18 protein-coding genes are annotated in these 26,297 nt (G+C 35.4%); 5 read left to right on the top strand and 13 right to left on the bottom strand.

The window, feature by feature from the left end:
* Positions 1–19 precede the first annotated feature (19 nt).
* The 6 genes from ccoG to BZARG_RS05525 form a co-directional block, all read right to left on the bottom strand.
* The gene (gene ccoG, locus BZARG_RS05550; RefSeq protein WP_008636116.1) at positions 20–1,444 is read right to left on the bottom strand and encodes a cytochrome c oxidase accessory protein CcoG; all 1,425 of its coding nucleotides are present in this window, start codon (positions 1,442–1,444) and stop codon (positions 20–22) included.
* 24 nt (positions 1,445–1,468) lie between these two features.
* Positions 1,469–2,482, bottom strand: a complete 1,014-nt coding sequence (locus tag BZARG_RS05545) for a cbb3-type cytochrome c oxidase N-terminal domain-containing protein (protein WP_008636076.1) — start codon at positions 2,480–2,482, stop codon at positions 1,469–1,471.
* Entirely contained in the window at positions 2,479–2,673 is a 195-nt protein-coding gene (locus BZARG_RS15990; RefSeq protein ID WP_040288048.1) for a cytochrome c oxidase subunit IV, read from the bottom strand. The genes BZARG_RS05545 and BZARG_RS15990 overlap by 4 nt, the downstream gene beginning before the upstream one ends.
* Positions 2,674–2,690: 17 nt before the next feature.
* A complete protein-coding gene (gene ccoN, locus BZARG_RS05535; RefSeq protein WP_008636166.1) occupies positions 2,691–4,865 on the bottom strand; it encodes a cytochrome-c oxidase, cbb3-type subunit I in 2,175 nt (724 codons plus the stop codon).
* A gap of 5 nt (positions 4,866–4,870) precedes the next feature.
* Positions 4,871–5,059: a cbb3-type cytochrome oxidase assembly protein CcoS gene (gene ccoS / locus BZARG_RS05530; RefSeq protein ID WP_008636246.1), complete on the bottom strand. Its 189-nt coding sequence runs from the start codon at positions 5,057–5,059 to the stop codon at positions 4,871–4,873.
* 80 nt (positions 5,060–5,139) lie between these two features.
* Entirely contained in the window at positions 5,140–7,512 is a 2,373-nt protein-coding gene (locus BZARG_RS05525; protein ID WP_008636154.1) for a heavy metal translocating P-type ATPase, read from the bottom strand.
* 108 nt (positions 7,513–7,620) lie between these two features.
* On the opposite strand from BZARG_RS05525, the gene BZARG_RS05520 reads away from it, so the two are divergent.
* From BZARG_RS05520 to BZARG_RS05510, 3 genes are all read left to right on the top strand, one after another.
* A complete protein-coding gene (locus BZARG_RS05520; protein ID WP_040288047.1) occupies positions 7,621–8,298 on the top strand; it encodes a Crp/Fnr family transcriptional regulator in 678 nt (225 codons plus the stop codon).
* Between the two features lie 263 nt (positions 8,299–8,561).
* Positions 8,562–9,689 carry a vWA domain-containing protein gene (locus BZARG_RS05515; RefSeq protein WP_008636080.1) on the top strand — a complete coding sequence of 376 codons (1,128 nt, stop codon included), beginning with the start codon at positions 8,562–8,564 and terminating at the stop codon, positions 9,687–9,689.
* A gap of 57 nt (positions 9,690–9,746) precedes the next feature.
* Positions 9,747–11,213 carry a hypothetical protein gene (locus BZARG_RS05510; RefSeq protein ID WP_008636111.1) on the top strand — a complete coding sequence of 489 codons (1,467 nt, stop codon included), beginning with the start codon at positions 9,747–9,749 and terminating at the stop codon, positions 11,211–11,213.
* 85 nt (positions 11,214–11,298) lie between these two features.
* On the opposite strand, the gene BZARG_RS05505 is transcribed toward BZARG_RS05510, so the two are convergent.
* The 6 genes from BZARG_RS05505 to BZARG_RS05480 form a co-directional block, all read right to left on the bottom strand.
* Positions 11,299–12,936, bottom strand: a complete 1,638-nt coding sequence (locus BZARG_RS05505) for a M1 family metallopeptidase (protein ID WP_040288055.1) — start codon at positions 12,934–12,936, stop codon at positions 11,299–11,301.
* A gap of 86 nt (positions 12,937–13,022) precedes the next feature.
* Positions 13,023–14,831 carry an acyl-CoA dehydrogenase family protein gene (locus tag BZARG_RS05500; protein WP_008636149.1) on the bottom strand — a complete coding sequence of 603 codons (1,809 nt, stop codon included), beginning with the start codon at positions 14,829–14,831 and terminating at the stop codon, positions 13,023–13,025.
* Between the two features lie 126 nt (positions 14,832–14,957).
* The gene (locus BZARG_RS05495; RefSeq protein WP_008636198.1) at positions 14,958–16,148 is read right to left on the bottom strand and encodes an acetyl-CoA C-acyltransferase; all 1,191 of its coding nucleotides are present in this window, start codon (positions 16,146–16,148) and stop codon (positions 14,958–14,960) included.
* Between the two features lie 113 nt (positions 16,149–16,261).
* Positions 16,262–18,670, bottom strand: coding sequence for a 3-hydroxyacyl-CoA dehydrogenase/enoyl-CoA hydratase family protein (locus BZARG_RS05490; RefSeq protein WP_008636258.1), 2,409 nt, complete (start codon positions 18,668–18,670; stop codon positions 16,262–16,264).
* Between the two features lies 1 nt (position 18,671).
* On the bottom strand, positions 18,672–19,127 hold the full coding sequence (locus tag BZARG_RS05485) for a MarR family winged helix-turn-helix transcriptional regulator (RefSeq protein WP_008636106.1): 456 nt from the start codon (positions 19,125–19,127) through the stop codon (positions 18,672–18,674).
* 118 nt (positions 19,128–19,245) lie between these two features.
* Positions 19,246–21,015 carry an AMP-dependent synthetase/ligase gene (locus tag BZARG_RS05480; protein WP_008636220.1) on the bottom strand — a complete coding sequence of 590 codons (1,770 nt, stop codon included), beginning with the start codon at positions 21,013–21,015 and terminating at the stop codon, positions 19,246–19,248.
* Between the two features lie 380 nt (positions 21,016–21,395).
* Between BZARG_RS05480 and BZARG_RS05475 the strand changes: the two genes are divergently transcribed.
* Complete coding sequence (locus BZARG_RS05475; RefSeq protein ID WP_008636179.1) at positions 21,396–21,959, top strand: hypothetical protein; 564 nt, start codon at positions 21,396–21,398, stop codon at positions 21,957–21,959.
* Complete coding sequence (locus BZARG_RS05470) at positions 21,950–22,405, top strand: hypothetical protein (protein ID WP_008636213.1); 456 nt, start codon at positions 21,950–21,952, stop codon at positions 22,403–22,405. The genes BZARG_RS05475 and BZARG_RS05470 overlap by 10 nt, the downstream gene beginning before the upstream one ends.
* A gap of 80 nt (positions 22,406–22,485) precedes the next feature.
* Here the strand turns inward: BZARG_RS05470 and purL are convergent, their stop codons facing one another.
* On the bottom strand, positions 22,486–26,199 hold the full coding sequence (purL, locus tag BZARG_RS05465) for a phosphoribosylformylglycinamidine synthase (RefSeq protein WP_008636242.1): 3,714 nt from the start codon (positions 26,197–26,199) through the stop codon (positions 22,486–22,488).
* Between the last annotated feature and the right edge of the window lie 98 nt (positions 26,200–26,297).

Raw genomic sequence — 26,297 nt, 5'->3', positions numbered from 1 at the left:
ATAGTTATATGCTCTAATTTTAATTATAACTCCGTGGACCTAAAAAGTTAACGGTTTCAGTTTCAATCAGCTCATCGTTGCTATAAACTTCAATCATTAATTTGTTTTTATCACCACTTAATGCATTTTGATCAATTTCGATGAATAATGTACCTTGTGTTAAACCTTGTGCCGGTACATTAAATCTTTCCGAATTGGATACGACTTTTATCGTACCTTCAAATTTTCTTAATTTAAAGTGAATGTTCTCAATTTCGTTAGTGGTTTTATTCACTAATTTATAGGTGAAAACATTACTTATAATAGTGCCCTCTTTATGTTCGTATAACTGACCAGGTAATCTTAAAATATTAGCTTCAACATCATTTCGAAGTAATAACATTCCTGATAAAACACCGAAAAGAATGAATAAAACAGCTAAATAACCTTTTAATCTTGGTGTCCATTTGAACTTTTCTTTCTTCTCAATTTCATCTTCACTCGCATAACGTATTAATCCTTTAGGAAGATTAATACTTTCCATGATATGATCGCACTCGTCAATACATGCTGTACAGTTAACACATTCTAATTGTGTTCCGTTACGAATATCGATACCAGTAGGGCAGACGTGCACACATTGTAAACAATCAATACAGTCTCCATGGCCTAGTGCTTCGCGATCTTCATTTTTACGGAATGATTTACGACCGTTTTCAGCCTCTCCACGCTTGTGATCGTAAGCTACAACGATTGATTTATTATCCAAAAGAACGCCTTGCAAACGACCATAAGGACAAGCAATAATACAAACTTGCTCTCTAAACCAAGCAAAAACAAAATAGAAAACACCAGTAAATATTAAAAGCGGTAGTAAGGTTCCCATGTGTTCGGTTGGGCCATCCAGAATATGACTAATAAGTTTGTCACTACCTATTAAGTAGGCCAAAAATACGTTTGCAATTAAAAAGGAAATGATTAAAAATATAAACCATTTTAGTAAACGTTTTCTTATTTTCTCGGCATTCCAAGGTTGCTTATCTAATTTACGTTGTTTATTTCTGTCGCCATCAATCCAATATTCAATACGGCGAAAAACCATTTCCATAAATATGGTTTGTGGACAAATCCATCCACAAAATATACGTCCAAAACCAACCGTAAATAAAGCAATAAAAATAACGCCTATTAGCATGGAGAGGACAAACAAGTAGAAATCTTGTGGCCAAAACGGTAATCCAAAAATATTAAATCGGCGTTCCAAAATGTTAAACATTAAGAACTGATTACCATTGATTTTTATAAATGGTGCTGCAAATAGAAAAGCTAATAATACGTAGCTAACTATTTTACGCCAATCGTAGTATCTACCACTTGGTTTTTTAGGATATACCCATGCGCGCTTACCTTGGTCATCTAGCGTGCCAATTGTATCTCTAAACGATTCGTTTTCTGGAGTCTCCACAATGCTTTATTTAAATGTTTTTAACTAATCTTCTAAAGAAACTACAGGTTTAGAACTAGTATCAGCACTCTCTACCGGAATTTCTTCTTTATTGGAATCTAACTCAATCGAACCTTCTTCAGTGGGCACGTCTTGCGTTGAAGTTTCCTCTATTGAAGCATTTTCATCTACCCAAATATCGCCTTCAGCATCCTTTGGGTTAGCAGCAGTTGTACCAACAAAAGTTAAGACATAACTGGAAACTTGTGCCATTTCAGCAGGTTTTAAACTTTGCTTCCAAGCAATCATTCCTTTACCAGCTCTACCACCCTCAGCTACAGTTTTAAATACATTTTTAATACCACCACCTAAAATCCAGTGGTTGTCTGTTAGGTTTGGTCCAATACCTCCGCCACCATCAGCCATATGACAAGCTACACAGTTAGCTTCATAAATTGATTTTCCAGCTTTTAAGTCCGCTACGCTTGTTAGTATTTCGACGGTGTTGATATCCACTAAATCTTTAGCGTTTCTTTTATACTCTTCGATATCTATGGCAGCTTGCGCATATTCTGATTTTAGTTCGTCATATTGATTATCCGCATCAAAAACATGGTATCTAATTAAATAAACAGCAGCAAAAACAATAGAAGCATAGAAACTGTAAATCCACCACGGCGGTAAATCGTTATCCAATTCGCGAATACCATCATAATTATGATCTAAAATTATTTCATGCTCCTCTTCCATAGGTTTTGATCCTAAAGATTTGGTGTATAAATTTTCAAACCACGTAACAAGTTTTGATGTTTTAGTTTTTTTAGTGTTATAACGTGCTTTAGCTTCTTCATCGAGACTCTGGTATAAAATATTATCCAAAGAGCTAACAATAGCTTCAATCCCCATCAATAATACTAATACAAATACTAAAAACAACAAAACTAAAGGTTTCTCAACAAAAGCTGGTTGGCCATCAGTTTCAATGAATATTTCTGCCAGTATAGCGATTATAAAAAATAGAATGGGTATCCTCACCCAGCCTGGGATAGATTTTTTCATAGTTCCTCTTGGTTTTGGTTGTTATCTAGATCTAATGGTATATTACTTACAGTATTTATGTAATCTTTTTTTGCGGTAATTACCCAATAAAATAAGCCCACAAAAAAGATGAAAAATATAAGCAAGGAGATAATAGGGTATATCTCAATTCCCGCAATACTATCCATGTGATTTTTTATATACTTTAACATGATTTTTTATTTTTAGATTATTCTTCTAAATCTTTTACATTTATATCAGTTCCTAGTCGCTGTAAGTAGGCAATAATCGCCACGATTTCACGATTACGCATTTCTACGAAGTCTTCACCACCTGCAGCTTTATCTGCTTCATAACTAGAGGCAAAATCAGGATCGTTATATAGGTTCTTTTCAATTTGAGTACCTTGAGCTAGCATATCAGCTTGGGCATTTGCAATGTCTTCTTCAGTATACGGAACACCTAGTGTTACCATAGCTTCCAGTTTAGTTACGGTATTCGATTTGTCTAGTTCATCTTTTATCATCCATTTATAAGATGGCATTATTGAACCTGAAGACGTGCTCTGCGGATCGTACATGTGATTAAAGTGCCAGTTGTCCGAATATTTACCTCCTATACGGTGTAAATCAGGACCAGTACGTTTAGATCCCCATAAGAAAGGATGATCGTATACAAATTCACCAGCTTTAGAATAATCACCATAGCGTTCTACTTCACTCCTAAACGGTCTTACCATTTGTGAGTGACAACCAACACAACCTTCACGTATATATAAATCTCGTCCTTCTAATTCAAGAGCTGTATAAGGTTTTACACTACTAATGGTTGGTATATTTGATTTCACCATAATAGTTGGTACAATTTGAACAATACCACCTATTAAGATAGCAATTGTTGCATAAATAGTCAACTTGATTGGCTTTCTTTCCAACCATGAGTGCCAGCCTTCGCCACCAACACGACTTTTTGATACATTTGGTAATGCTGCAGCTTCAGCTAATTCATCGGTAACTTTGCTACCGTTTTTAACTGTTAAGATAACGTTATAAACTAAAACCAACATACCTGTTAAGTATAAAGTTCCACCAATAGCACGCATCCAATACATTGGCATGATTTCCGTAACAGTTTCTAAAAAGTTACCGTAAACTAATGTACCATCTGGATTAAATTGCTTCCACATACTTGCTTGTGTAAAACCAGCAACATATAATGGTAAAGCATACATAATAATACCTAAAGTACCAACCCAGAAGTGGAAGTTTGCTAATCCAATCGAATATAATTTGGTTTTAAATAAACGTGGTATTAACCAATAGATCATACCGAATGCCAAGAATCCGTTCCAAGCTAATGCTCCTACGTGCACGTGAGCAATAATCCAATCCGTAAAGTGACCAATAGCGTTTACGTTTTTTAATGAAAGCATAGGACCTTCAAAAGTTGCCATACCGTAACCAGTAATAGCTACAACCATAAATTTTAAAACAGGATCTGTACGTACTTTATCCCAAGCACCTCGAAGCGTTAATAATCCATTAATCATACCACCCCAAGACGGTAATAATAACATGACAGAGAATGCAACACCTAAATTTTGTGCCCATTCAGGAAGTGCTGTATATAATAAGTGGTGAGGTCCCGCCCAGATATATATAAAAATCAATGACCAGAAGTGAATAATAGATAAACGGTAGGAGTAAACTGGTCTGTTAGCTGCTTTAGGAACAAAGTAATACATTAAACCTAAAAATGGTGTCGTTAGAAAAAATGCAACTGCATTATGACCATACCACCATTGCACTAATGCATCCTGAACACCTGCATAAACTGAATAACTCTTGAATGCACTAACAGGTACTGCTAAACTGTTAAAAATATGTAGAACAGCAACCGTTACAAAAGTTGCAATATAGAACCAAATGGCAACGTACAAGTGACGTTGTCTTCTTTTAATCATAGTTCCAATTAAGTTGGCACCAAAAACAACCCAAACTATAGCAATTGCAATATCAATAGGCCACTCTAATTCAGCATATTCTTTAGAGGATGAAAAACCTAAAGGCAAAGTAATAGCGGCAGCAACAATAATAAGTTGCCAACCCCAAAAATTGATTTTGCTCAATACATCGCTATACATTCTGGCCTTTAAAAGACGTTGAGTGGAATAATATACACCAGCAAAAATGGCGTTCCCAACGAAGGCAAAAATAACAGCATTTGTGTGTAATGGTCTTAATCTACCAAAACTCAACCAGGAAATACCGTCAGTTAAGTTTGGAAATAAAAACAGAAAAGCTAAAAGTAAGCCTACTATCATACCTACAACCCCCCAAAATATAGTAGCGTAGAGGAAATTTTTAACGACTTTGTTATCGTAATAGAATTGTTGTACTTCCATAATCTTTAATTAATCTTTTTGGTTTTAATAGTTTGTTTCTGATTTTCTTTAACGAGCTCGTCTTCAAATAACATGCGGACAGATGGGGTGTAATCATCATCAAATTGGCCGCTTCTTACTGCCAAAACAAAAGCAATAAAAAAGCCAATAGCCACTACTATACTGATACTCAGCAATATATAAATAGCACTCATACTTTTATAAGTTATGGTTCAAAAATACAACATTTATAGAACTTAATAATATGATAAAAATCATATCTGCCTATTTTTAATCATTCTAATTTCCGCCCAATTAGATTGGTTGCAAGGGTTGTAAAGGCAACAATACTAATGGAGCTTAACGGCATTAAAATCGCTGCAATCACAGGTTCTAATTGTCCAGTGACCGCAAAATATAAGCCTATTATATTATAAAAAAAGGACAACACAAAACTCCACTTGATAATTTTGATGGCTTGTTTGGACGCTTTTATATATTTGTACAACTGATTAAATTTTGTGGCATCTAAAATAGCATCACATGCGGGTGAAAAAACATTGACATTTTCCGAAATTGCAATCCCAACATTACTTTGAGCTAAAGCCCCAGCATCGTTTAAACCATCGCCAATCATTAAAATTTTAGCGCCTTCTGATTGGTGATATTTAATATACTCTAACTTATCATTGGGCTTTTGATTAAAGATTAATTTTGTTTTTGAAGGTAATAATTTCTCTAAATTCTCCATTTCACCTGCATTATCCCCTGAAAGAATAACTAAATCATAATCGGTTTTTAGGTTATTAAATAGCTTTGATAACCCTTTTCTGTAACTATTAAAGAAGGTGTATTTTCCTTTGTATTGATCGTTACTCGTAATATGAACTGTTGTGTTAAGTATAGATGTATCCTGATCATAACCAACAAAGCTTGCTGAACCAATTTTCATGGTATCGTTTTGATGTTCACTTTCAATACCTTTTCCTAAATGTTCTTCAAAATGATTTAGAGTAATAATATTATTCTCATCTAAAATATCATAAAGTGTTCTACTTAAAGGATGGTTGGATCCACGTAGCGTATTTTTTAATTGAATGCCTTCGGAAGTAGAAAGAACAGCACCATCATAAGTTGCAGAGCTTTGTTTGTTGGAAGTGATTGTTCCTGTTTTGTCAAAAATAATAGTATCAATGGCCGCTAATTGTTCGATAACTGATGCGTTTTTAAGATAGAACTTTAGTTTTCCAAAAATACGGAGTAAATTTCCCAAAGTAAACGGTGCAGAAAGCGCAATTGCACACGGACACACAATAATTAAAACAGCAGTAAAAACATTCATTGCCTTGGATGAATCTGTAAACAACCAGTAGCTTGTGGACACAAAAGCAATTATAAGTACGGCAATGGTAAACCGTTTACTTATAGTGTTGGTTAAGGTCGTGAAACCGTCTTCTTTATTTTTGCTAAATACGTCATTGCTCCATAGTTGGGTTAGGTAACTTTGCTCCACAGATTTCAAGGCTTCCATTTCAATGACGCCCGTGGTTTGTTTGCCTCCTGCAAAAAGTTTATCGCCAGAAGTTTTATTAATAGGGTCAGATTCTCCTGTTACAAAGCTATAATCTATTTTGGCTCGGCCGTTAATTAAAATACCATCTACAGGAATTAGCTCTTCATTTCTAATTAGTAATCGGTCGCCTTTTTCAATATCGTAAACCTGAATTGGCGCTTCAATACCGTTTGAGATTTTTGTAATTGCAATGGGGAAATAGGATTTATAATCGCGTTCAAAGGATAAGAATGAATACGTTCTCTGTTGAAAAAACCGTCCTAATAATAAAAAGAAGACTAAACCTGTTAAACTGTCAAAAAATCCAGCGCCAAGGTTTAATACAATTTCTACCGTACTCCTGACAAAAAGTACCACTAAACCTAGGGCAATTGGTACATCAATATTTAAAATACCAGCACGTAAACCTTTATAAGCCGATGTAAAGTAGTCGCGACCCGCATAAAAAACTACAGGTAAGGAAAAAGCAAACATGAGCCATCTGAATAGGTGTTTGTATTGTTCGAGCCAAAATTCACCACCTTTAAAATACTCCGGAAAGGATAAAAACATGACGTTTCCAAATGCAAAACCCGCAACACCTAGCTTGTAAATTAAGCTTCGGTTTATATCTTCTTTTCCGGTTTTAAAATCGTCCAAGGAAATGTATGGTTCGTAACCAATGGTGCTTAATAATAAAACGACTTCTTGTAATGATGATTTTTCAGAATTATAAGTAACACGCACGGTCTTTTTTCCAAAGTTTACCTGCGATGATGTTATGTTTTTATTGAGTTTGTTAAGGTTCTCTAAAATCCAAATACAAGAACTACAGTGAATATGTGGAATATATAAAGTGGCAATTTGTATGCGACCATCATTAAATTCCGTTAGTTTTTCAATTATGTTTTCTTGTCCAAGAAAATCATACTTACCTTGAATTTCTTTTGGAGCGGAACCAGGGGAGGCTTGTAAATCGTAATAACAGGTTAAATCGTTTTCTGAAAAAATTTCATAAACCGTTTTACAACCGTTACAACAAAATAGTTTATCGTCGTATTTAATTTGTTCAGAATCGCAGTTATCACCACAGTGGAAACAATTTTGATGCTCCATAAAATTTGCTCATTTATACAATGTGCGAAGGTAAGAATATAACCTATGATTTAATATGATTTATGTCATGATTTCCGTATTTTTGAGGTTAAAATATATGTATCTGGTATGAGTAAATGTGAGCAATGTATAGCGCGGCAATTAAACTCTTTAAACGCTATGACCACGGAAGAGATAAGAAATGTATCTGCTTGTAAAACAACACGTTTTTATAAAAAAGGGGATGTAATTTTTGGTGAAGGCGAATCGCTTCATGGGGTATATTGTGTAAGAAGCGGTGTTTGCAAGCTCACCAAATTAAGCGCCAATGGAAAAGAGCATACGGTTAAATTGATGGGTACCGGTGAGCTTTTAGGACAGCGTTCCGTAATTAGTGATGAAAGAACTAATTTAAGTGCAGTAGCATTAAATGATATTGAATTATGTTTTGTTCCTAAAGATCAGATTGTTAACCCGCTTCATGAAAATCAAAGTTTCTCTTTTGATGTTATGAAGCAACTAGCTAAAGATTTGCGTAGCGCGGAGGATGATTTAATAAATATGGCTCAAAAATCTGTAAAACAACGTATGGCTGAAACCCTTATTCATATTGAAAAGGTTTTTGGCGTAGGTGAATCAGGTGCTTTAAATGTTATATTATCTCGTGAGGATTACGCTAGTATTGTTGGCACTGCCACGGAATCTGCTATTCGTATTCTGTCTCAATTTAAAAAAGAAAACCTTATTTCTACTTCAGGCAAGCAAATTACCATTGAGGATTTGGAGGGATTAAAACGTGTAGAGTAAATATTTCTACACTTATATTATTAGTAAAATATTATATCTGTTTAAAACCTTCAATTGGTTTTATCATTATCTTCAGAAGGTAACTAGCTTTCCAAATTGAATTTAATATTAATTTGACTTCATTCAAATAAGCTTACCGTTTTTATAAGCGAAAAGTTTTAAAGGGTTATTGAACTAGATCTCGCACAAAAATAAATAGAAATAATCCTAAATAGATGTTAAGGCGATGATTTCGGCTTAAAATTGTCGTATTTTTATGATGCATGAAAAAAGAAAAACCACAAAGAAAAGGCTTCATATTTAAAGAATATGAATCGCCTTCGCAAAGTCCGTTTGAAGTCCTCTTTGATATTTTTAAGGAATTAATTACCCATACTTCTGGCGATTTTGATGAAGCCATAAATTGGTTAAAACAATTAGACCAAGAATATCAGTTAACGACTTCAGAATATACCATTGACGATTTTATTGAAGACCTTAAAAAGAAAGGTTTTATCCGTGAAGAAATTCGTCCAGATGGCAATAAAGGCAATGCTATTACAGCAAAAACGGAACGTGCTATTCGCCAATCAGCTTTAGAGCAAATTTTTGGGAATATTAAAAAGAGTGGAAGCGGAAACCACAAAAGTAAAGGTATTGGTTTAGGTGACGAGCATACTGGCGATTTCAGAAATTACCAATTTGGGGATAGTCTTGATAAAGTCAATATGACCGAGAGCCTACGAAACGCTCAAATTAATCACGGTATTGGCGATTTTAATTTAACCGAAGATGATTTGGTTGTTGAAGAAACCACGCATAAATCGCAAATGAGTACCGTTTTAATGATTGATATTAGCCACAGTATGATATTGTATGGCGAAGATCGTATTACTCCAGCCAAAAAAGTAGCTATGGCTTTAGCAGAATTAATTACGACACGTTACCCAAAAGATACACTCGATATTTTAGTGTTTGGTAACGATGCTTGGTCTATTAAAATTAAAGATTTACCATATTTAAATGTCGGGCCTTATCATACCAATACAGTTGCAGGCTTGCAATTGGCAATGGATTTACTCCGAAGAAAGCGAAACACCAACAAACAAATATTTATGATTACCGACGGAAAGCCTAGCTGCTTAAAATTACCAGACGGTACTTATTATAAGGATAGTAATGGCTTAAATCCGCATATTACAAACAAATGTTACGATATGGCGCAACAAGCAAGACGTTTACATATTCCCATTACGACTTTTATGATTGCTCAAGACCAGTATTTAATGCAGTTTGTTGAAAAGTTTACCCAGGCTAATCAAGGAAAGGCTTTTTATACGGGATTAAAAGGTCTAGGTGAAATGATTTTTGAAGATTATGAAACCAATCGGAAAAAGCGAATTAAGGGATAATAAGAAAATTAAGAGTTAAGAGTTAAAAGTTTTTCTCTCTTTTATGAAAAGATAAATATGAAAATAGAAAAAATCACCACATTAGGAGCATTAAAAAAATCAGGTTATCCATCGAAATCTATTAAAGACGAATTGCGGGATAACCTAATCGAAAAAATTAAGAATAAGGAGCCTGTTTTTGAGGGTATTCACGGTTATGAAAACACCGTAATTCCAGAATTACAACGTGCTATTTTATCAAGACACAATATTAACCTACTAGGATTGCGAGGTCAAGCTAAAACGCGTTTAGCACGATTAATGCTAACCCTATTAGACGAATATATTCCTGTAGTAGCGGGTTCTGAAATTAATGACGATCCGTTAAATCCAATTTCACGTTTTGCCAAAGAATTAATTGAAGAAAAAGGAGATGAAACCCCTATTTCATGGATGCATAGAAGTGAGCGTTTTGCTGAAAAGTTAGCCACACCAGATGTTACAGTTGCCGATATTATTGGAGATGTGGACCCTATAAAAGCAGCCAACTTAAAATTGACTTATGCGGATGATCGAGTTATTCATTACGGAATGATTCCACGGGCAAATCGCTGTATTTTTGTTATTAATGAATTGCCAGATTTACAAGCTAGAATTCAAGTGGCGTTATTTAATATTTTGCAAGAAGGCGATATTCAAATTCGTGGTTTCAAATTACGATTGCCTTTAGATATGCAATTTGTGTTTACAGCAAACCCAGAAGATTACACCAATAGAGGAAGTATTATTACACCTTTAAAAGATAGAATTGGTTCGCAAATATTAACGCATTATCCGGAAGATATTGAAACGGCCAAATTAATTACAGAACAAGAATCTAAATCGGATTTACGCCAAAAAGAAAGCATTCACGTACCAGAATTAGCTAAAGATTTATTAGAGCAAATAGTTTTTGAAGCGCGTGAAAGCGATTTTATTGATGAGAAGAGTGGTGTAAGTGCGCGATTGAGTATTACGGCTTTTGAAAACTTGTTAAGTACAGCCGAATTGCGATCTTTAAAAGCGGGAGAAGATAAAACAACAGTTCGTTTATCCGATTTTCTAGGGATTATTCCATCCATAACCGGAAAAGTAGAATTGGTTTATGAAGGAGAGCAGGAAGGCGCAGCTCAAGTAGCGTATAATTTAATTGGTGAAGCGGTGAAAACCTTATTTCCAGAGTTCTTTCCGAAGATAGAAAAATTGAAAAAACAAGATGAAGTAGGACCTTATGATGATGTTGTTTCTTGGTTTTTTAATAATACAGCCGAGTTTGAATTGTTAGATGATTTGCGTGATAAGGAATACAAAGCGCTTTTAGAATCCGTTACGCCATTGGATGATTTGTTAGGTGAGCATCAACCTAATTTATCAAAAGAAGAAAGTTATTTTGTAAAAGAATTTGTGCTTTGGGCATTAGTTGAACATAAGCAATTAAGTAAATACCGATTTACAGAAGGAATTCAATTTAAAGATCCTTACAGCAGTTTTATAAACGATATTTAGTAGAAATCATTTATATTTAAAAGGGAAACGTGCTTAAATTAAGCGCGTTTCCCTTTTTTACTTTCTTTTAGAAATAGAATGATAGTTACTCAATTTTAGAACTATTTACATAAAAGTTTCTGTTTATAGATAAGTTTTGATCTTTAGTCTTTACTGTTTTCCATTTACTGGTCGGATGAATCCATTGTTCTTTATTGTGGAAAGTAACTTGAATTGGCATTTCAAAATCAGCAACAATATTAATCCAACGATAATTTAATTTACCTTTTTTAAAGCTATACTCTAAAGTCGGAATGTGTGCTTGGCGTAAATACTGATTAAAAAATGCGTTTAAATCAATCCCAGATTTCTCACTAATATAATCTTCAATTTGTTTAGTATTTACGGTCTGATGATAAAATTTTTCATTTAAACCACGTAATATTTGGCGCCATTTCTCATCATTTTTTACTAATTGGCGTAACGTATGAAGCATATTCGTACCTTTATAATACATGTCTGCCGATCCTTCTTTATTTACGTTATATGTTCCAATTATTGGTGTGTCATTTTGGATTCTTTTTCTTACGCCCACCACATAATCGGCAGCAGCTTCTTTTCCATAGAAATAATCCACAAATAAGTTTTCAGAATAGGAGGTAAAGCTTTCGTGGATCCACATATCGGCAATATCTTTATTCGTGATATTATTAGCAAACCATTCGTGTCCCGATTCGTGAATAATGATAAAATCGAATTTCATTCCCCAACCTGAATCCGATACATCGTTACCTAAATAACCTTTTTTATATTGATTTCCGTAAGTAATTGAACTTTGATGCTCCATACCTAAATAAGGAACTTCCACGAGCTTAAAACTATCTTCATAAAACGGATAAGGTCCAAACCAATGCTCGAAAGCCTCCATCATTCGTGGTGCATCTTTAAAATGTTCTTTCGCTTTCTCTAAATTATCTCGTAACACATAATAATCCATGTCCAACGGCCCATTTTCTCCAGCATATACTTCCGAAAAGTTTACATAATCACCAATGTTTACATTTACGCCATAATTATTAATTGGGTTTTTAACTGTCCAATTATAAGTGTTTGTTTTTTTATTTTCAACAATACTTTCTAAACGTCCATTAGAGATGCTGATTAATCCTTTAGGAATTGTAATACTAATATCCATACTATCTACTTCGTCATACATATGGTCTTTACATGGCCACCAAACGCTAGCGCCTAAACCTTGGCAGGATGTGGCTACAAAATCGTTGCCATTTTCATCTTTTTTCCAAGAAAAGCCGCCATCCCAAGGTGCATTTATTGCTTCTTTAGGTTTACCTTCATAATAGACTTCTATAGTATTATTAGTGCCCAGAACCTGCTGATCTATTAATCCAATGAAATAAGCGTTTCCATCGCGTCTTGCGTTTAATTCTTTTCCATTTTGAGTGACTTTGGTAATAAATAACGGCTCCTGCAAATCTATTTGCATGGTGGCATACGGTTTTAAAACGGTATATTTTATGGTGTTTTTACCTGAAATAGATTTAGTATCAGGATCTACCGAAATATCTAAGTGATAATAGGTTAGATCCCACCATTCACGCTCGGGCGTAATAGAACCGCGTAAGGTGTCTTGATGCGTAAAGGTGTTTTTTTCTTGGAGTAAGCCTTGACTATAAATGCTTACAGGAATTAATAAAATAGCTAAAAGTAGGCTGAATGCTTTCATTTGAAAATTTTTACTAAAATACGGAAAAAGAAAAGCCGTTCCCAATTAAGGAACGGCTTTTCACTTTTCACTAAACTTTATTATATTTAAAAACAGTATTTTCCTTCTGCTTTTACTTTTTCGGCAATTTCTTTACGTAAATCAACGATATCTGGGAAGTTTGTATATTTAGTAAAACGTTTTAAGCCCATAAGCATCATACGTTGTTCATCTCCTTCAGCAAAAGAAATAATACTTTCTTTTCCTTTTCCTTCTACAATATCTACGGCTTGATATAAGTATAATTTCGCCATAGCAATTTGTACGGATTGTGCTTCTTCACCAAAACGTTTAGCATTCTTCTCGGTTCTTAAAATCGTAGATTCAGCCATATAAATTTCGATTAGAATATCAGCAGCAGCTATTAATAACTGTTGGTGTTCTTCTAAATCCGGACCAAATTTTTGAACCGCAGCGCCAGCAACCATTAAAAAGGTTTTCTTTAACTTCTTAATCATTTCTTTTTCTTCTGAAAATAATTCAGAATAATCTGGCGTGTCAAATGAAGGGATACCCATTAATTCGTCTTGAACCGCTTGTGCAGGACCCAATAAATCTACGTGACCTTTCATGGCTTTCTTAACAAGCATGCCTACACACAACATACGGTTGATTTCGTTGGTGCCTTCGTAAATACGAGCAATTCGAGCATCTCTCCAAGCAGCTTCCATAGGTGTCTCTTCCGAGAATCCCATACCACCAAAAATTTGAATACCTTCATCAGCGGCATTTTGGACATCTTCAGAAACAGCTACTTTTAAAATAGAACATTCAATAGCATATTCTTCAACACCTTTTAATTCGGATTCTTGATGTGTATTTCCAGCAGCTTGACGCATAGCAATACGATCTTCAATATTTTTAGATGCGCGGTACGTAGCCGATTCACCAGCATATGCATTTGCAGCCATCTCGGCTATTTTGATTTTAATAGCGCCAAAATCGGAAATACGCGTGTCAAATTGCTTGCGTTCGTTGGCATATTTAACAGCAGTCGTTAAAATACGACGTTGCGAATCTAAACAGGCAGCCGCTAACTTAATACGACCAATGTTAAGAGCATTCATAGCAATTTTGAAACCTTCGCCACGACCAGCCAACATGTTTTCAGCAGGTATAACCGTATCGCTAAAGAATACTTGACGTGTTGAACTTGCGCGAATACCTAATTTATGTTCTTCTTCACCTAAAGTGATACCATTTGGATTTTCTTTGTCATATTCAACAATAAAACCCGTAATATTTTTGTCATCTTCAATACGCGCAAAAACAATCATTAAGCGACAGAACCCTGCGTTTGAAATCCACATTTTCTGACCGTTAATTTTATACGATTTTCCATCTTCCGAAAGCGTAGCGGTTGTTTTTCCAGAATTGGCATCTGATCCAGCGCCAGGTTCTGTTAAACAATAGGCACCAAACCATTCGCCAGATGCTAATTTAGGAACGTATTTTTGTTTTTGTTCTTCAGTTCCATAAAGGGTGATTGGCATAGTGCCAATTCCAGTATGCGCACCAAAAGCCGTGCTAAAAGAACCTGTTCCACTTGAAATATAATCGCAAGTCAATACAGTTGAAACAAAGCCCATACCCATTCCACCATATTCTTCAGGAACAGCCACGCTTAAAAAGCCCATATCGCCAGCTTTTTTCATAACTTCTTCCGTTAGCGCAAAATCTTTTGCCTCAAAACGGTTTTTGTGTGGTATGATTTCTCGGTCGTTAAATTCTTGAACCGATTCTTTCATCATGGTTTGTTCCTCTGAAAAATCTTCAGGAGTAAACACATCTTCGCAATTCGTTTCTTTTACAAGAAATTGACCGCCTCTTAATATATCTTTATCTTTTGTTTCCATTTTCCTATCCCTAACCCTTTCCGAAGGAAAGGGAACTGTTACGGGTGATTTTAAGTTATACTTTAATTTTTTGTTTTTTCAATTGTTTCTTCCCTTAGGAAAGATGCCGAAGGCAGACGGGATTCTCTATTTTAAGAATTCAAATATTCCACAAGCACCTTGCCCTGTCCCAACACACATGGTAACGGCTCCATACTTCCCGACCATATTACGCTTGCGCATTTCATCAAAAAGTTGAACAGATAATTTAGCACCTGTACATCCTAATGGGTGACCCAATGCTATGGCACCACCATTAACATTCACGATATCAGGATTCAGATTTAATTCACGGATAACGGCTAAAGATTGTGATGCAAAAGCTTCATTCAATTCTATAAGCTCTAAATCCGATTGTTTTAAACCTGCTTGTTTTAATGCTTTTGGAATAGCTTTTACAGGACCAATTCCCATAAGACGAGGTTCAACACCTGCAGCTGCATAATTAACAAGGCGAGCAATTGGTTCTAAACCTAATTCTTTAACCATGTCCTCACTCATAACCATAACAAATGCAGCACCGTCACTCATTTGTGATGAGTTTCCAGCTGTAACACTTCCACCTGCTGCAAATACAGCACGTAGTTTAGCTAAAGCTTCTTTATTAGTTCCAGCACGAGGGCCTTCATCTTTGGTTACCGTGTATGATTTGGTTGCTTTTTTACCATTAGCATCCACATAAGTCTGTTCAACTTCTATAGGTACAATTTGGTCTTGAAAACGGTTTTCAGCTTGAGCTTTTAACGCTTTCATGTGCGAATGGTATGCAAATTCATCTTGGTCTTCACGGGATACATTGTATTTTTTGGCCACAGCTTCAGCTGTATTTCCCATTCCCCAATAATAGTCCTCATGACCTGCTTTTACTAAATCATAATTTAATTCGGGTTTAAAACCAGACATTGGTACCGAACTCATGCTTTCTGCACCACCGGCAATAATACAATCGCCCATTCCAGCTTGAATTTTAGCGGCTGCCATAGCAATTGTTTCTATCCCAGAAGAACAAAAACGATTTACGGTAACACCAGGAACATCTACAATATCTAATCCCATTAAAGAGATTAAACGCGCCATATTTAAACCTTGGGCGCCTTCTGGCATGGCATTACCAACCATAACGTCATCGATGCGTTTAGGGTCTAAATTAGGTAGCTCCTTCATCATATATTTGATGGTTTCGGCAGCTAATTCGTCCGTTCTTTTAAATCTGAACACCCCTTTTGGCGCTTTACCAACGGCTGTTCTGTATGCTTTTACTATATATGCTTGTTTCATTATCCTATCCCTAACCCTTTCCAAAGGAAAGGGAACTGTTATGGGTGATTTTAAGTTAAAATTTATTTTTGTCCATCACGTCTCCTTCTCTTTGGGAAGGCTGGGATGGGATTCTAATTTCTCAACGGCTTCCCAGTCTTCAACATATGCTGAATTCTCTCAAGTGTCTTACGTTCTGTACATAAAGATAAAAATGCTTCACGTTCTAGATCCAATAGGTATTGCTCGCTTACTAATGTTGGTTCAGATAAATCGCCACCAGCCATTACATATGCTAATTTGTTAGCAATTTTCATATCGTGTTCACTAATGTAGTTGCTATCTTGCATGGCGTCTGTTCCTACTAAGAACATACCTAATGCTTGTTTTCCTAAAACTTTGACATCGTTTCTAAGAATAGGCTGTGTATAGCCCATATCTGCCATTAATATGGCGTGTTGTTTTGCAACAGCAATCTGACGGGCTTTATTAACTACCACCACATCTTTTCCATGTTGTAAAACACCCATATCGAATGCTTCATAAGCAGACGTGGATACTTTGGCCATTGCAATGGTTAAGAAATATTCTTGTAATATGTTTAATTGTACATCACCTTTCTGAAACGTATCAGAAGCACGTAGTGCCATTTCTTTGGAGCCACCGCCACCAGGTATAACACCGACACCAAATTCTACCAATCCCATATACGTTTCTGCCGCAGCAACAACTTTATCAGCATGTAAGGATAACTCACAACCACCACCTAAAGACATCCCGTGAGGCGCAGAAATAGTTGGAATAGAGGAGTAGCGCATGCGCATCATCGTATCTTGAAAGTATTTAATAGCGGCGTTTAATTCGTCGTATTCTTGTTCAGCTGCCATCATGAAAATCATTCCTATGTTAGCACCAACAGAGAAATTAGGGCCTTGATTTCCGACTACTAATCCAGCGAAATCTTTTTCAGCTAAATCAATTGCTTTATTAATTCCTGCTAAAACATCACCACCGATGGTGTTCATTTTACTTTGGAATTCACAATTCAGAATGCCATCACCTAAATCTTCAATAACAACACCTGAATTTTTAAAGACTTCATTGGATTTTCTAATGTTTTCTAAAATGATGAATGCATTTTGACCAGGAATTTTTTCTTGTGTTTTGTTCGGAATATCATAAAAATAACTCGCCCCTTCTTTAATAGAGTAAAACGATTTATTTCCCGAAGCTAACATCTCATTTACCCAAGCAGCTGGCTCAAAACCTTCTGCTTTCATAATTTCGATTCCTTTTTCAACACCAATAGCATCCCAAATTTGAAATGGTCCGTGTTCCCATCCGAAACCAGCTTTCATGGCATCATCAATTTTATATAACTCGTCGGTTATTTCAGGAACGCGATTCGACACATAAGCGAACATAGCCGCAAAGTTTTTTCTATAGAAATCACCAGCTTTATCTTTTCCTGAAACTAAAATTGGAAAACGATCGACAACTTTGTCAACTGTTTTAGTTAACTCTAGCGTTGCGAATCTGGCTGATTTTTTCGGGCGGTACTCTAATGTGTCTAAATCTAAAGATAGAATTTCGCTCTTACCATTATCACCTTTTACCTTCTTATAAAAACCTTGACCTGTTTTACTTCCTAGCCACTTATTTTCCATCATCGTGTTGATGAAACCTGGAAGTTTAAAAAGCTCGTGGGCTTCGTCGTCTGGGCAGTTATCATATATACCGTTGGCAACATGTACCAAGGTGTCTAACCCTACCACATCAACAGTACGGAAGGTAGCCGATTTTGGTCTGCCAATAACAGGACCAGTTAATTTATCAACTTCTTCAATAGTTAGGCCTAATTCTTTTACTTGATGGAATAAACTTTGAATTCCGAAAATTCCAATTCGATTTCCAATAAAAGCTGGTGTATCTTTAGCGATTACTGATGTTTTACCCAAGAATTTTTCGCCATAATCATTTAGGAAATCTAAAACTGCTTCCGATGTTTTAGGACCAGGAATAATTTCAAATAGCTGTAAGTAACGTGCAGGATTGAAAAAGTGTGTTCCACAGAAGTGCTTTTGGAAATCTTCACTACGACCTTCACTCATAAAGTGAATTGGAATACCTGAAGTATTAGAGGTAATTAAGGTTCCTGGTGTTCTGTGTTTCTCCAAGTTTTCAAAAACTTGTTTCTTAATATCTAGTCGTTCTACAACAACTTCAATAATCCAATCAACATCTTTTATTTTGGCAATATCGTCGTCTAAATTACCGGTGGTAATGCGACTCGCAAATTTTTGATGATAAATAGGAGAGGGTTTCGATTTTAAAGCAGCTGCTAATGAGTCATTAACAATGCGATTACGAACTACTTTATCTAGTAAAGTTAGTTTTTTAGCTTCTTCGGTAGCGTTTAATTCTCTAGGAACAATGTCTAATAAAAGGACATCGACACCAATATTGGCAAAATGACAAGCAATACCGCTCCCCATAATTCCAGAACCTATAACTGCTACTTTTTTTATTCTTCGTTTCGTCATATTATTTTAGAATGTGTTCTTTTTGATTGTAAATTTTCTTGTTAGATATCATATTATTGATAATGCCCGCAACTTCATAAAAGCTTTCTAATTTTTCTTCAGAAACATTTTTACGAATAGCCTCATTAAAGGTTAAAACTTTTTCACGGGAATACGCGCGCTTTTCACGGCCAAACTCAGTAAGGTGAATGATAACACCTCGGCCATCTTCAGGATTTGGTTTACGTTCAATTAAACCCTTTTCCTGCATGCTTTTTAAGGTTCTAGAAAGACTGGTAGCTTCCATACCCATTTTAGGACCTAACGAGGTAGATGCTGTTCCGTTTTCAGGGTCTATACTTAATAAAGCAAAACCGGTGGCCATACTGGTTTCAAATTTTGCTGCCTCTTCGTTATACATTTTATTTATAGCTAACCATGTGGTTCTAAATATATAATCGATGGTTTTATCCTTCATATTTCTTTGTTCGAAACCCAAATATAGTAAAAATTTATTATGCACGCATAACAAATCGAAAAATATTAACTTGGATTAATGCAAAAAAAAACTCCTAAATAGATTAGGAGTTTCTTGATTATGGTCGATATATTTTTTCAATAAGGTCTTTGTAAATTTCTTTAATAACCTTTCGTTTCATTTTCATGGTTGGTGTTAAGTGTCCTCCTTCAATAGTCCAAGGATCTGGGGTTATTTCGAACTTCTTGATTTGTTCCCAGTGACCAAACTTTTTATTTACTTCATCAATTTCTTCTTGAATACGCTCACGTAATATGGTATTGGAAGTAATATCTTCTTTAGTTTTTACTGGGTGATTATGTCTTTTAGCCCATTCTTCAACAAAATCATAGTTAATCTGAATAAGGGCTGCAGGCATTTTCTCCCCTTCACCAATCACCATAATTTGCTCAATAAATCGGGATTGTTTAAATTCGTTTTCCAATAAGGCAGGAGCCACATATTTACCCCCAGAGGTTTTGAATATTTCTTTTTTCCTATCCGTAATTTTTAAAAAACCATCCGAATCAATTTCGCCGATATCTCCTGTGTGGAAATAGCCATCTGTCATAACTTCCTCCGTTTTTTCAGGTTCTTTATAATAACCTAACATAACGTTTGGTCCTTTTATTAAAATTTCGCCGTCCTTGGCAATTTTAACATCCACATTATCAATAACTCTGCCAACAGTTCCAACTCTGAATCCCCCTTCTCGTTGATCATTCACAGCAATTACTGGAGAAGTTTCTGTAAGACCGTAACCTTCCATAATAGGCATTTCTGCAGCAGCGAAAACACGTGTAAGTCGTGGTTGTAAAGCAGCACTACCAGAAACCATTAAATCCAATTGTCCGCCTAAGCCTTCTTTCCACTTGCTGAAAATAAGTTTTCTGGCCAATTTTAGTTGAGCTTCATACCACCACCCGTTAGCGCCGTATGGTTCATATTTTAAACCTAAATCTACAGCCCAAAAGAAAAGCATCTTTTTAATTCCTGAAAGTTCTCCACCTTTAGCAACAATTTTGTCATAAACCTTTTCGTATAAACGCGGAACGGCAGTCATAACATTAGGTTTGATCTCTTTTAAATTGTCGCTCATTTTTTCAATAGACTCGGCATAATAAATTTCTACACCGCAATATTGATATAAATAGAGAATCATACGTTCAAAAACGTGACAAACTGGTAAGAAACTTAAGCCTTTAGATTTACCATAATCAAAAGGAACACGTCTCCCACTATCCAAAACGTTGGAAACAATGTTTTTGTGTGATAACATAACACCTTTAGGTCTTCCAGTAGTTCCAGAAGTATATATTAAAGTTGCTAAATCGTCCGTTTTCACATCAGCTTTCCGAGCGTCAACTTCCTGTTGATTACTCGTGTCTTTTCCAAGTTTTAAAATATCTTTCCAGCTGTTTTCTCCATCAATATCATCAAATGTGTAAATCTCTTTTAGTTTTGTTTGATCTTTAATGGGATTTAATTTTTCTAAAATTCCAGTATCGGAGACAAAACAGTAGGTTGCTCCAGAGTGGTTTAGAATATATTCATAGTCTTCTTTAGAAATGGTTGGGTAAATTGGAACGTTTTGAGCGCCTATTTGCAAAATACCAATATCCATAATATTCCATTCCGTTCTATTTGTGGTAGAAATGACTGCAATTTTGTCGTTTGGCTGAATTCCTAAACGCAATAATCCACGACTAATGGCATTGGCTTGATCCACATATTCCTGTGTAGAGATAGATTCCCATTTTCCATTGTATTTGGAGGTTAAGGCTTTATCTAAATTATAAGTTTCTAATTGGTGATACGGGAAATCAAAAAGTCTGGTGATTTTGTGCATAGGTATTAATTATGAATAGTTTTGCAAATTAAGAAAAGGAATGATTATTTGAATAATTTTCCTAAAAAAACGACTAATTTATTATTTAATTAAACTAATAGTTTGTTTTATAAGTGATTATACTATGAAAGTTGTATTTGTAATGGCTGGTTTCTAGAAATAGGTTTAACTTATTATGATCATGCACTTTATATTATTAAAATTAAAACCTGATACATTTTAGATAAAATGCTAATAAAAAGAAATAAAGATACAAAAGTAGTGATGTAATAAGAAGCAAAAACGTGATTTTAAAATTGCTGTCTAATATTAAATGAATGTTTGTTACTTATTACAGCCCGTTTTAATTATGTATTTTTGCCCCTGATTAAAAAATCAAGATGATTAAAAAACATATTAAACGTCTTTCCTTTATAGTAGTAATACTTTCTCACTTGGGGTTTTTAGTCGCTATTTTGATAGAGCAACAAAATAGCCCATTTATTGTTGCGTTTATTATTTTGATGTTGTTACTTCTACTTATTACGTATAAAAAAACACCTTTAAGTGCTGAGAATCATGTTTTAGAGCATGTTTTGACCATTGGATTTGTATTTATAGGAGCTATTGCAACGTATGGTTTATATATGTTACTTGGATTAAGTAGTGTTTTAGCTGCGAGTTTAATTGGTTTAGTGGTAAGTTTTATACCTGATTTATTTAAGAAAAGCAAACTAATTCAAGGAATGCCAACAGCAGTTTATTGCGGTACATTTGTGGGAATGACTAATATTAGTATCGCTCCTGATTATATATTTATAACATTAGCTAGCTTTATTTCTGGATTCTTATTAATTGGAACTAAAAACACCTTTCATGGTGTTGGAGGAAAATTAGGAACTTTGGCCTTTGGAGGCGTTACAATAGCATTTTTCATTACTTTACTAATTACTAAATGGTTATAGAATACATTGTTTTGCTAGTAGCAGGCGGATTATCTTCGTTAACTACTTTTATTTTACATGTAAAATTTAATCAAGGCACGGTTAGAGCGTCTGCTTTGGTTGGTGTTTTAGCAGGTGTATTTGTTTTGCTATTTCCAAATTTACTATCAGTTTATTTAATTGAAAACTTGCCTTTGGTTTGTTTCGGGGCTTCATTTACAGGAATGGTATCTTCCAACGTACTGTCCAATTACGTTCTAGTTGCGCTTTCGGGTGTAGTTTTCACAATTATATTTTTTAATGCTAGCTCCTTTTTCAACGGTTTTGGTGGCGGTTTAGGATCAGCAGCATGTATTGCACTTTTAGTAACATTAAGTATTCCCATCTTGAAGAAAAAAGGAAGATTAAGCAATGGTTTTTTAATTCTAAAGAAACAAATGAAAAGAAAAATCAGAAAGAAAAAATAAGTTGTTTTCTAATTAGTGGAAATGAAAAAGTGGTTTAAGAATAAGTTCTCAAACCACTTTTTTTATTACAACTATTTGTTTTATTTGTTCTCTGCTTCAATCCATACTCTAGCATTTTCAAAAGCTTCTAGCCAAGGCGATACCTGGTCATTTCTGCCTTCTGGATAGTGTGCCCAGTTCCAAGGAAAGGTTGAACGCTCAATATGTGGCATAGTTACTAAATGCCTTCCGGTTTTATCACACATCATAGCGGTATTGAAATCGGAGCCATTTGGATTAGCAGGATAACTGTTATAACCATATTTAGCTACAATATTATAATGATTTTCTTCTTGTGGTAAAACAAATTTACCTTCACCATGTGATATCCACACACCTAGTTTAGAGCCTTCTAAAGATGAAAGCATAACCGAGTTGTTTTTTTGAATTTCTACTGATGTAAAGCTGCTTTCGTGTTTTTTAGAATTGTTATAAGTTAACTTGCCATGAACTTCGTGCTCTGGATTAACCATTGCTAATTCCATAAACAGTTGCGCGCCATTACAAATTCCTACAGAAAGTGTATCGTCTCTTTTAAAGAAATTCTTTAATGCCGTGTTAGCTTTTTCGTTATATAAGAAAGCGCCTGCCCAACCTTTAGCAGAACCTAAAACATCTGAGTTTGAAAAACCACCAACAGCACCAATAAATTGGATGCCCTCCAGAGTTTCTCGACCTGAAATTAAGTCGGTCATGTGTACATCTTTCACATCAAATCCAGCTAAATACATGGCATTAGCCATTTCGCGTTCGGAGTTGGATCCTTTTTCGCGCAGAATCGCTGCCTTTGGCCGCGATTCTGTATGGGTCAGTCTCGACTGACCTGTACTGCGTGAATTATCCGTGCGGCCTGTAAAATGATCTGGAAATTTAAATTCTAGCGGCTGCTTTTTATAATTATCAAATCGATCTTGTGCCAAACCATTTGCGGTTTGTTTTTGATCGAGTAGGAAGGATGTTTTATACCAAGTATCACGTAATTTTGAAACGGTTAAGTTGAATACCTCTTCATCGTTAGTAATCGTTAATACATCGCTTTCTTGAACTTTTCCTATGTTAAAAAATTCAATATTGTCATCGGCTAAAACTTGCTCTACTGAACTATCTTTCGCTTGAAAAACAATTCCTGAATTTTCAGAGAATAGTAATTTTATAGAATCTTGCTCATTTAAGGCTGTAAGATCTAATTCTGCGCCTAAATTGATATCGGCAAAACACATTTCTAATAACGTAGTGATCAATCCACCGGACGCTACATCATGTCCTGCAACAATTTGATCCGCTTTTATTAATTCCTGAATCGTATTAAAAACGGCTTTTACATAGCTTGGGTTTTTAACATCTGGTGCTTCATTTCCAATGACATTTAAGGATTGATTGAAAGAACTTCCTCCTAATTTAAAATCGTCTTGCGAAATATTTATATAATAGATATTGCCACCGTTTCTCTGTAAAACAGGCTCAACAACTTTACTAATTTCATTGCAATTTGCCGCAGCCGAAATAATTACGGTTCCAGGAGAAATAACATCGCCATCCGGATATTTCTGCTTCATAGAAAGCGAATCCTTTCCTGTTGGAACGTTGATACCTAAATCGATTGCAAATTCAGAAACGGCTTGTACCGCTTGATACAAACGTGCATCTTCACCTTCATTTTTACAAGGCCACATCCAGTTTGCAGAAAGCGAAACACTTTTTAAATTATCTTTTAAAGGGGCCCAAATAATATTGGTAAGAGACTCTGTAATGGCATTTCTACTTCCCGCAGCAGGATTTATTAAACCCGCAATAGGCGAGTGGCCAATTGAAGTTGCAACACCTTCTTGTCCGTTATAGTCTAAAGCCATAACACCACAATTATTTAATGGCAATTGTAAGGGACCAGCACATTGCTGCTTGGCTACTTTTCCACCTACGCAACGATCCACTTTATTAGTTAACCAATCTTTACAGGCAACAGCTTCTAATTGTAAAACTTGCTCCAAATAAATTTGAAAATTTTTGGACTTATAACGTGGGTTTTTATAATTTCTTACAACCGTTTTATCTGTCATGATAGTTTTTGGTGAACTTCCAAACATATCTTCCAATGCTAAATCCATTGGTTTTTCTCCCGTCGTTTTCGATTCAAAAGTAAAGCGATGATTTCCGGTAACTTCACCAACGGTATACATTGGTGAGCGTTCGCGATCGGCAATTTTTTGTAGTGTTTCTATATGTTCTTCAGAAATTACTAATCCCATACGTTCTTGAGATTCGTTTCCGATAATTTCTTTAGCAGAAAGAGTAGGATCACCAACAGGTAACTTATCTAAATCGATTTTTCCGCCAGTTTCTTCAACTAATTCGGATAGGCAGTTTAAATGGCCGCCAGCACCATGATCGTGAATGGAAACAATGAAGTTTTCTTCGCTTTCTACCATACCTCGAACAGCATTAGCCGCACGTTTCTGCATTTCTGGATTAGAACGCTGAACCGCATTTAATTCAATACCGGATGAGAGTTCTCCAGTGTCTGCAGAGGATACCGCAGCACCACCCATTCCAATACGGTAATTTTCTCCACCTAGAATAACGATTTTATCGCCAACTTTTGGTTTGTCCTTTATTGCTTGATCTGCTTTTCCGTAACCAATACCACCAGCTTGCATAATAACTTTGTCAAAACCAAGCTTTCTTGCTTTTGCATCGCTAGAAGCTGCGTTTTCTTCGTGCTCAAACGTTAATACAGAACCACAAATAAGTGGTTGTCCAAACTTGTTTCCAAAATCGGATGCACCATTACTGGCTTTTATTAAAATATCCATAGGCGTTTGATATAGCCAAGGACGTGCTTGCATTTTTTCTTCCCAAGGTCGATTTTCTTCTAAACGCGAATAAGACGTCATATAGACAGCCGTTCCAGCTAAAGGTAAAGAACCTTTTCCACCAGCTAATCTATCGCGAATTTCTCCACCTGCACCAGTTGCAGCACCGTTAAAAGGCTCAACAGTTGTTGGGAAGTTATGAGTTTCTGCTTTTATTGAAATAACAGAATCAAAATCTTTAATTTGATAAAAATCCGGTTTATCAGCTGTTTTAGGTGCAAACTGTTCAACTCTTGGACCTTTTACAAAAGCCACATTATCTTTATAAGCCGAAACAATATCGTTTGGATTTTGTTTGGCTGTTTCTTTAATTAATTTGAAAAGGGAGGTTGGTTTTTCTTCGCCATCAATGACAAACGAACCGTTGAAAATTTTATGTCGGCAATGCTCTGAATTGACTTGAGAGAAACCAAACACTTCAGAATCCGTTAACGGTCGACCAATTTTTGTAGAAACACCGTTTAAATAATCGATTTCTTCATCATTCAAAGCCAAACCTTCTTGTTGGTTATAAGCTGAAATGTCATCAATATTAATAATCGCATCTGGTTGGATATCGATATTGAAAGACTCCTGATTTATTCTATTGTACTTTTCAGAAATCATCGGATCAAAATCTTTGAAGTCCTCCGAAGACGTATCAAATTCTTCAATACGAATGATGCCTTCAATTCCCATGTTTTGAGTAATCTCAACAGCATTGGTACTCCATGGGGTAATCATGGCAGCACGAGGACCAACAAAAAAAGCATCCAGAGACGCTTGTTCTATTTTTGGCTGGTTGCCAAATAGCCACACTAATTTAGAAGTGGTTTCTGTTGATAATTCTTTTGTTGCTTGAACAGCGAATACTTTACTGTTTTGGTTTCCGAAGAAGTGAATCATTATGTAAGTGTTAGAGTTGTCTTCCTATTCGGCGGACAGGTTATTTAAAATGCAAATTTACTTTTTTTCGGCGTAATAACTGCTATTTAAAATCTTGA

The sequence above is a fragment of the Bizionia argentinensis JUB59 genome, assembly GCF_000224335.1.
GTDB lineage: Bacteria > Bacteroidota > Bacteroidia > Flavobacteriales > Flavobacteriaceae > Algorimicrobium > Algorimicrobium argentinense.
This window is presented reverse-complemented; position numbering and strand designations above follow the sequence as displayed.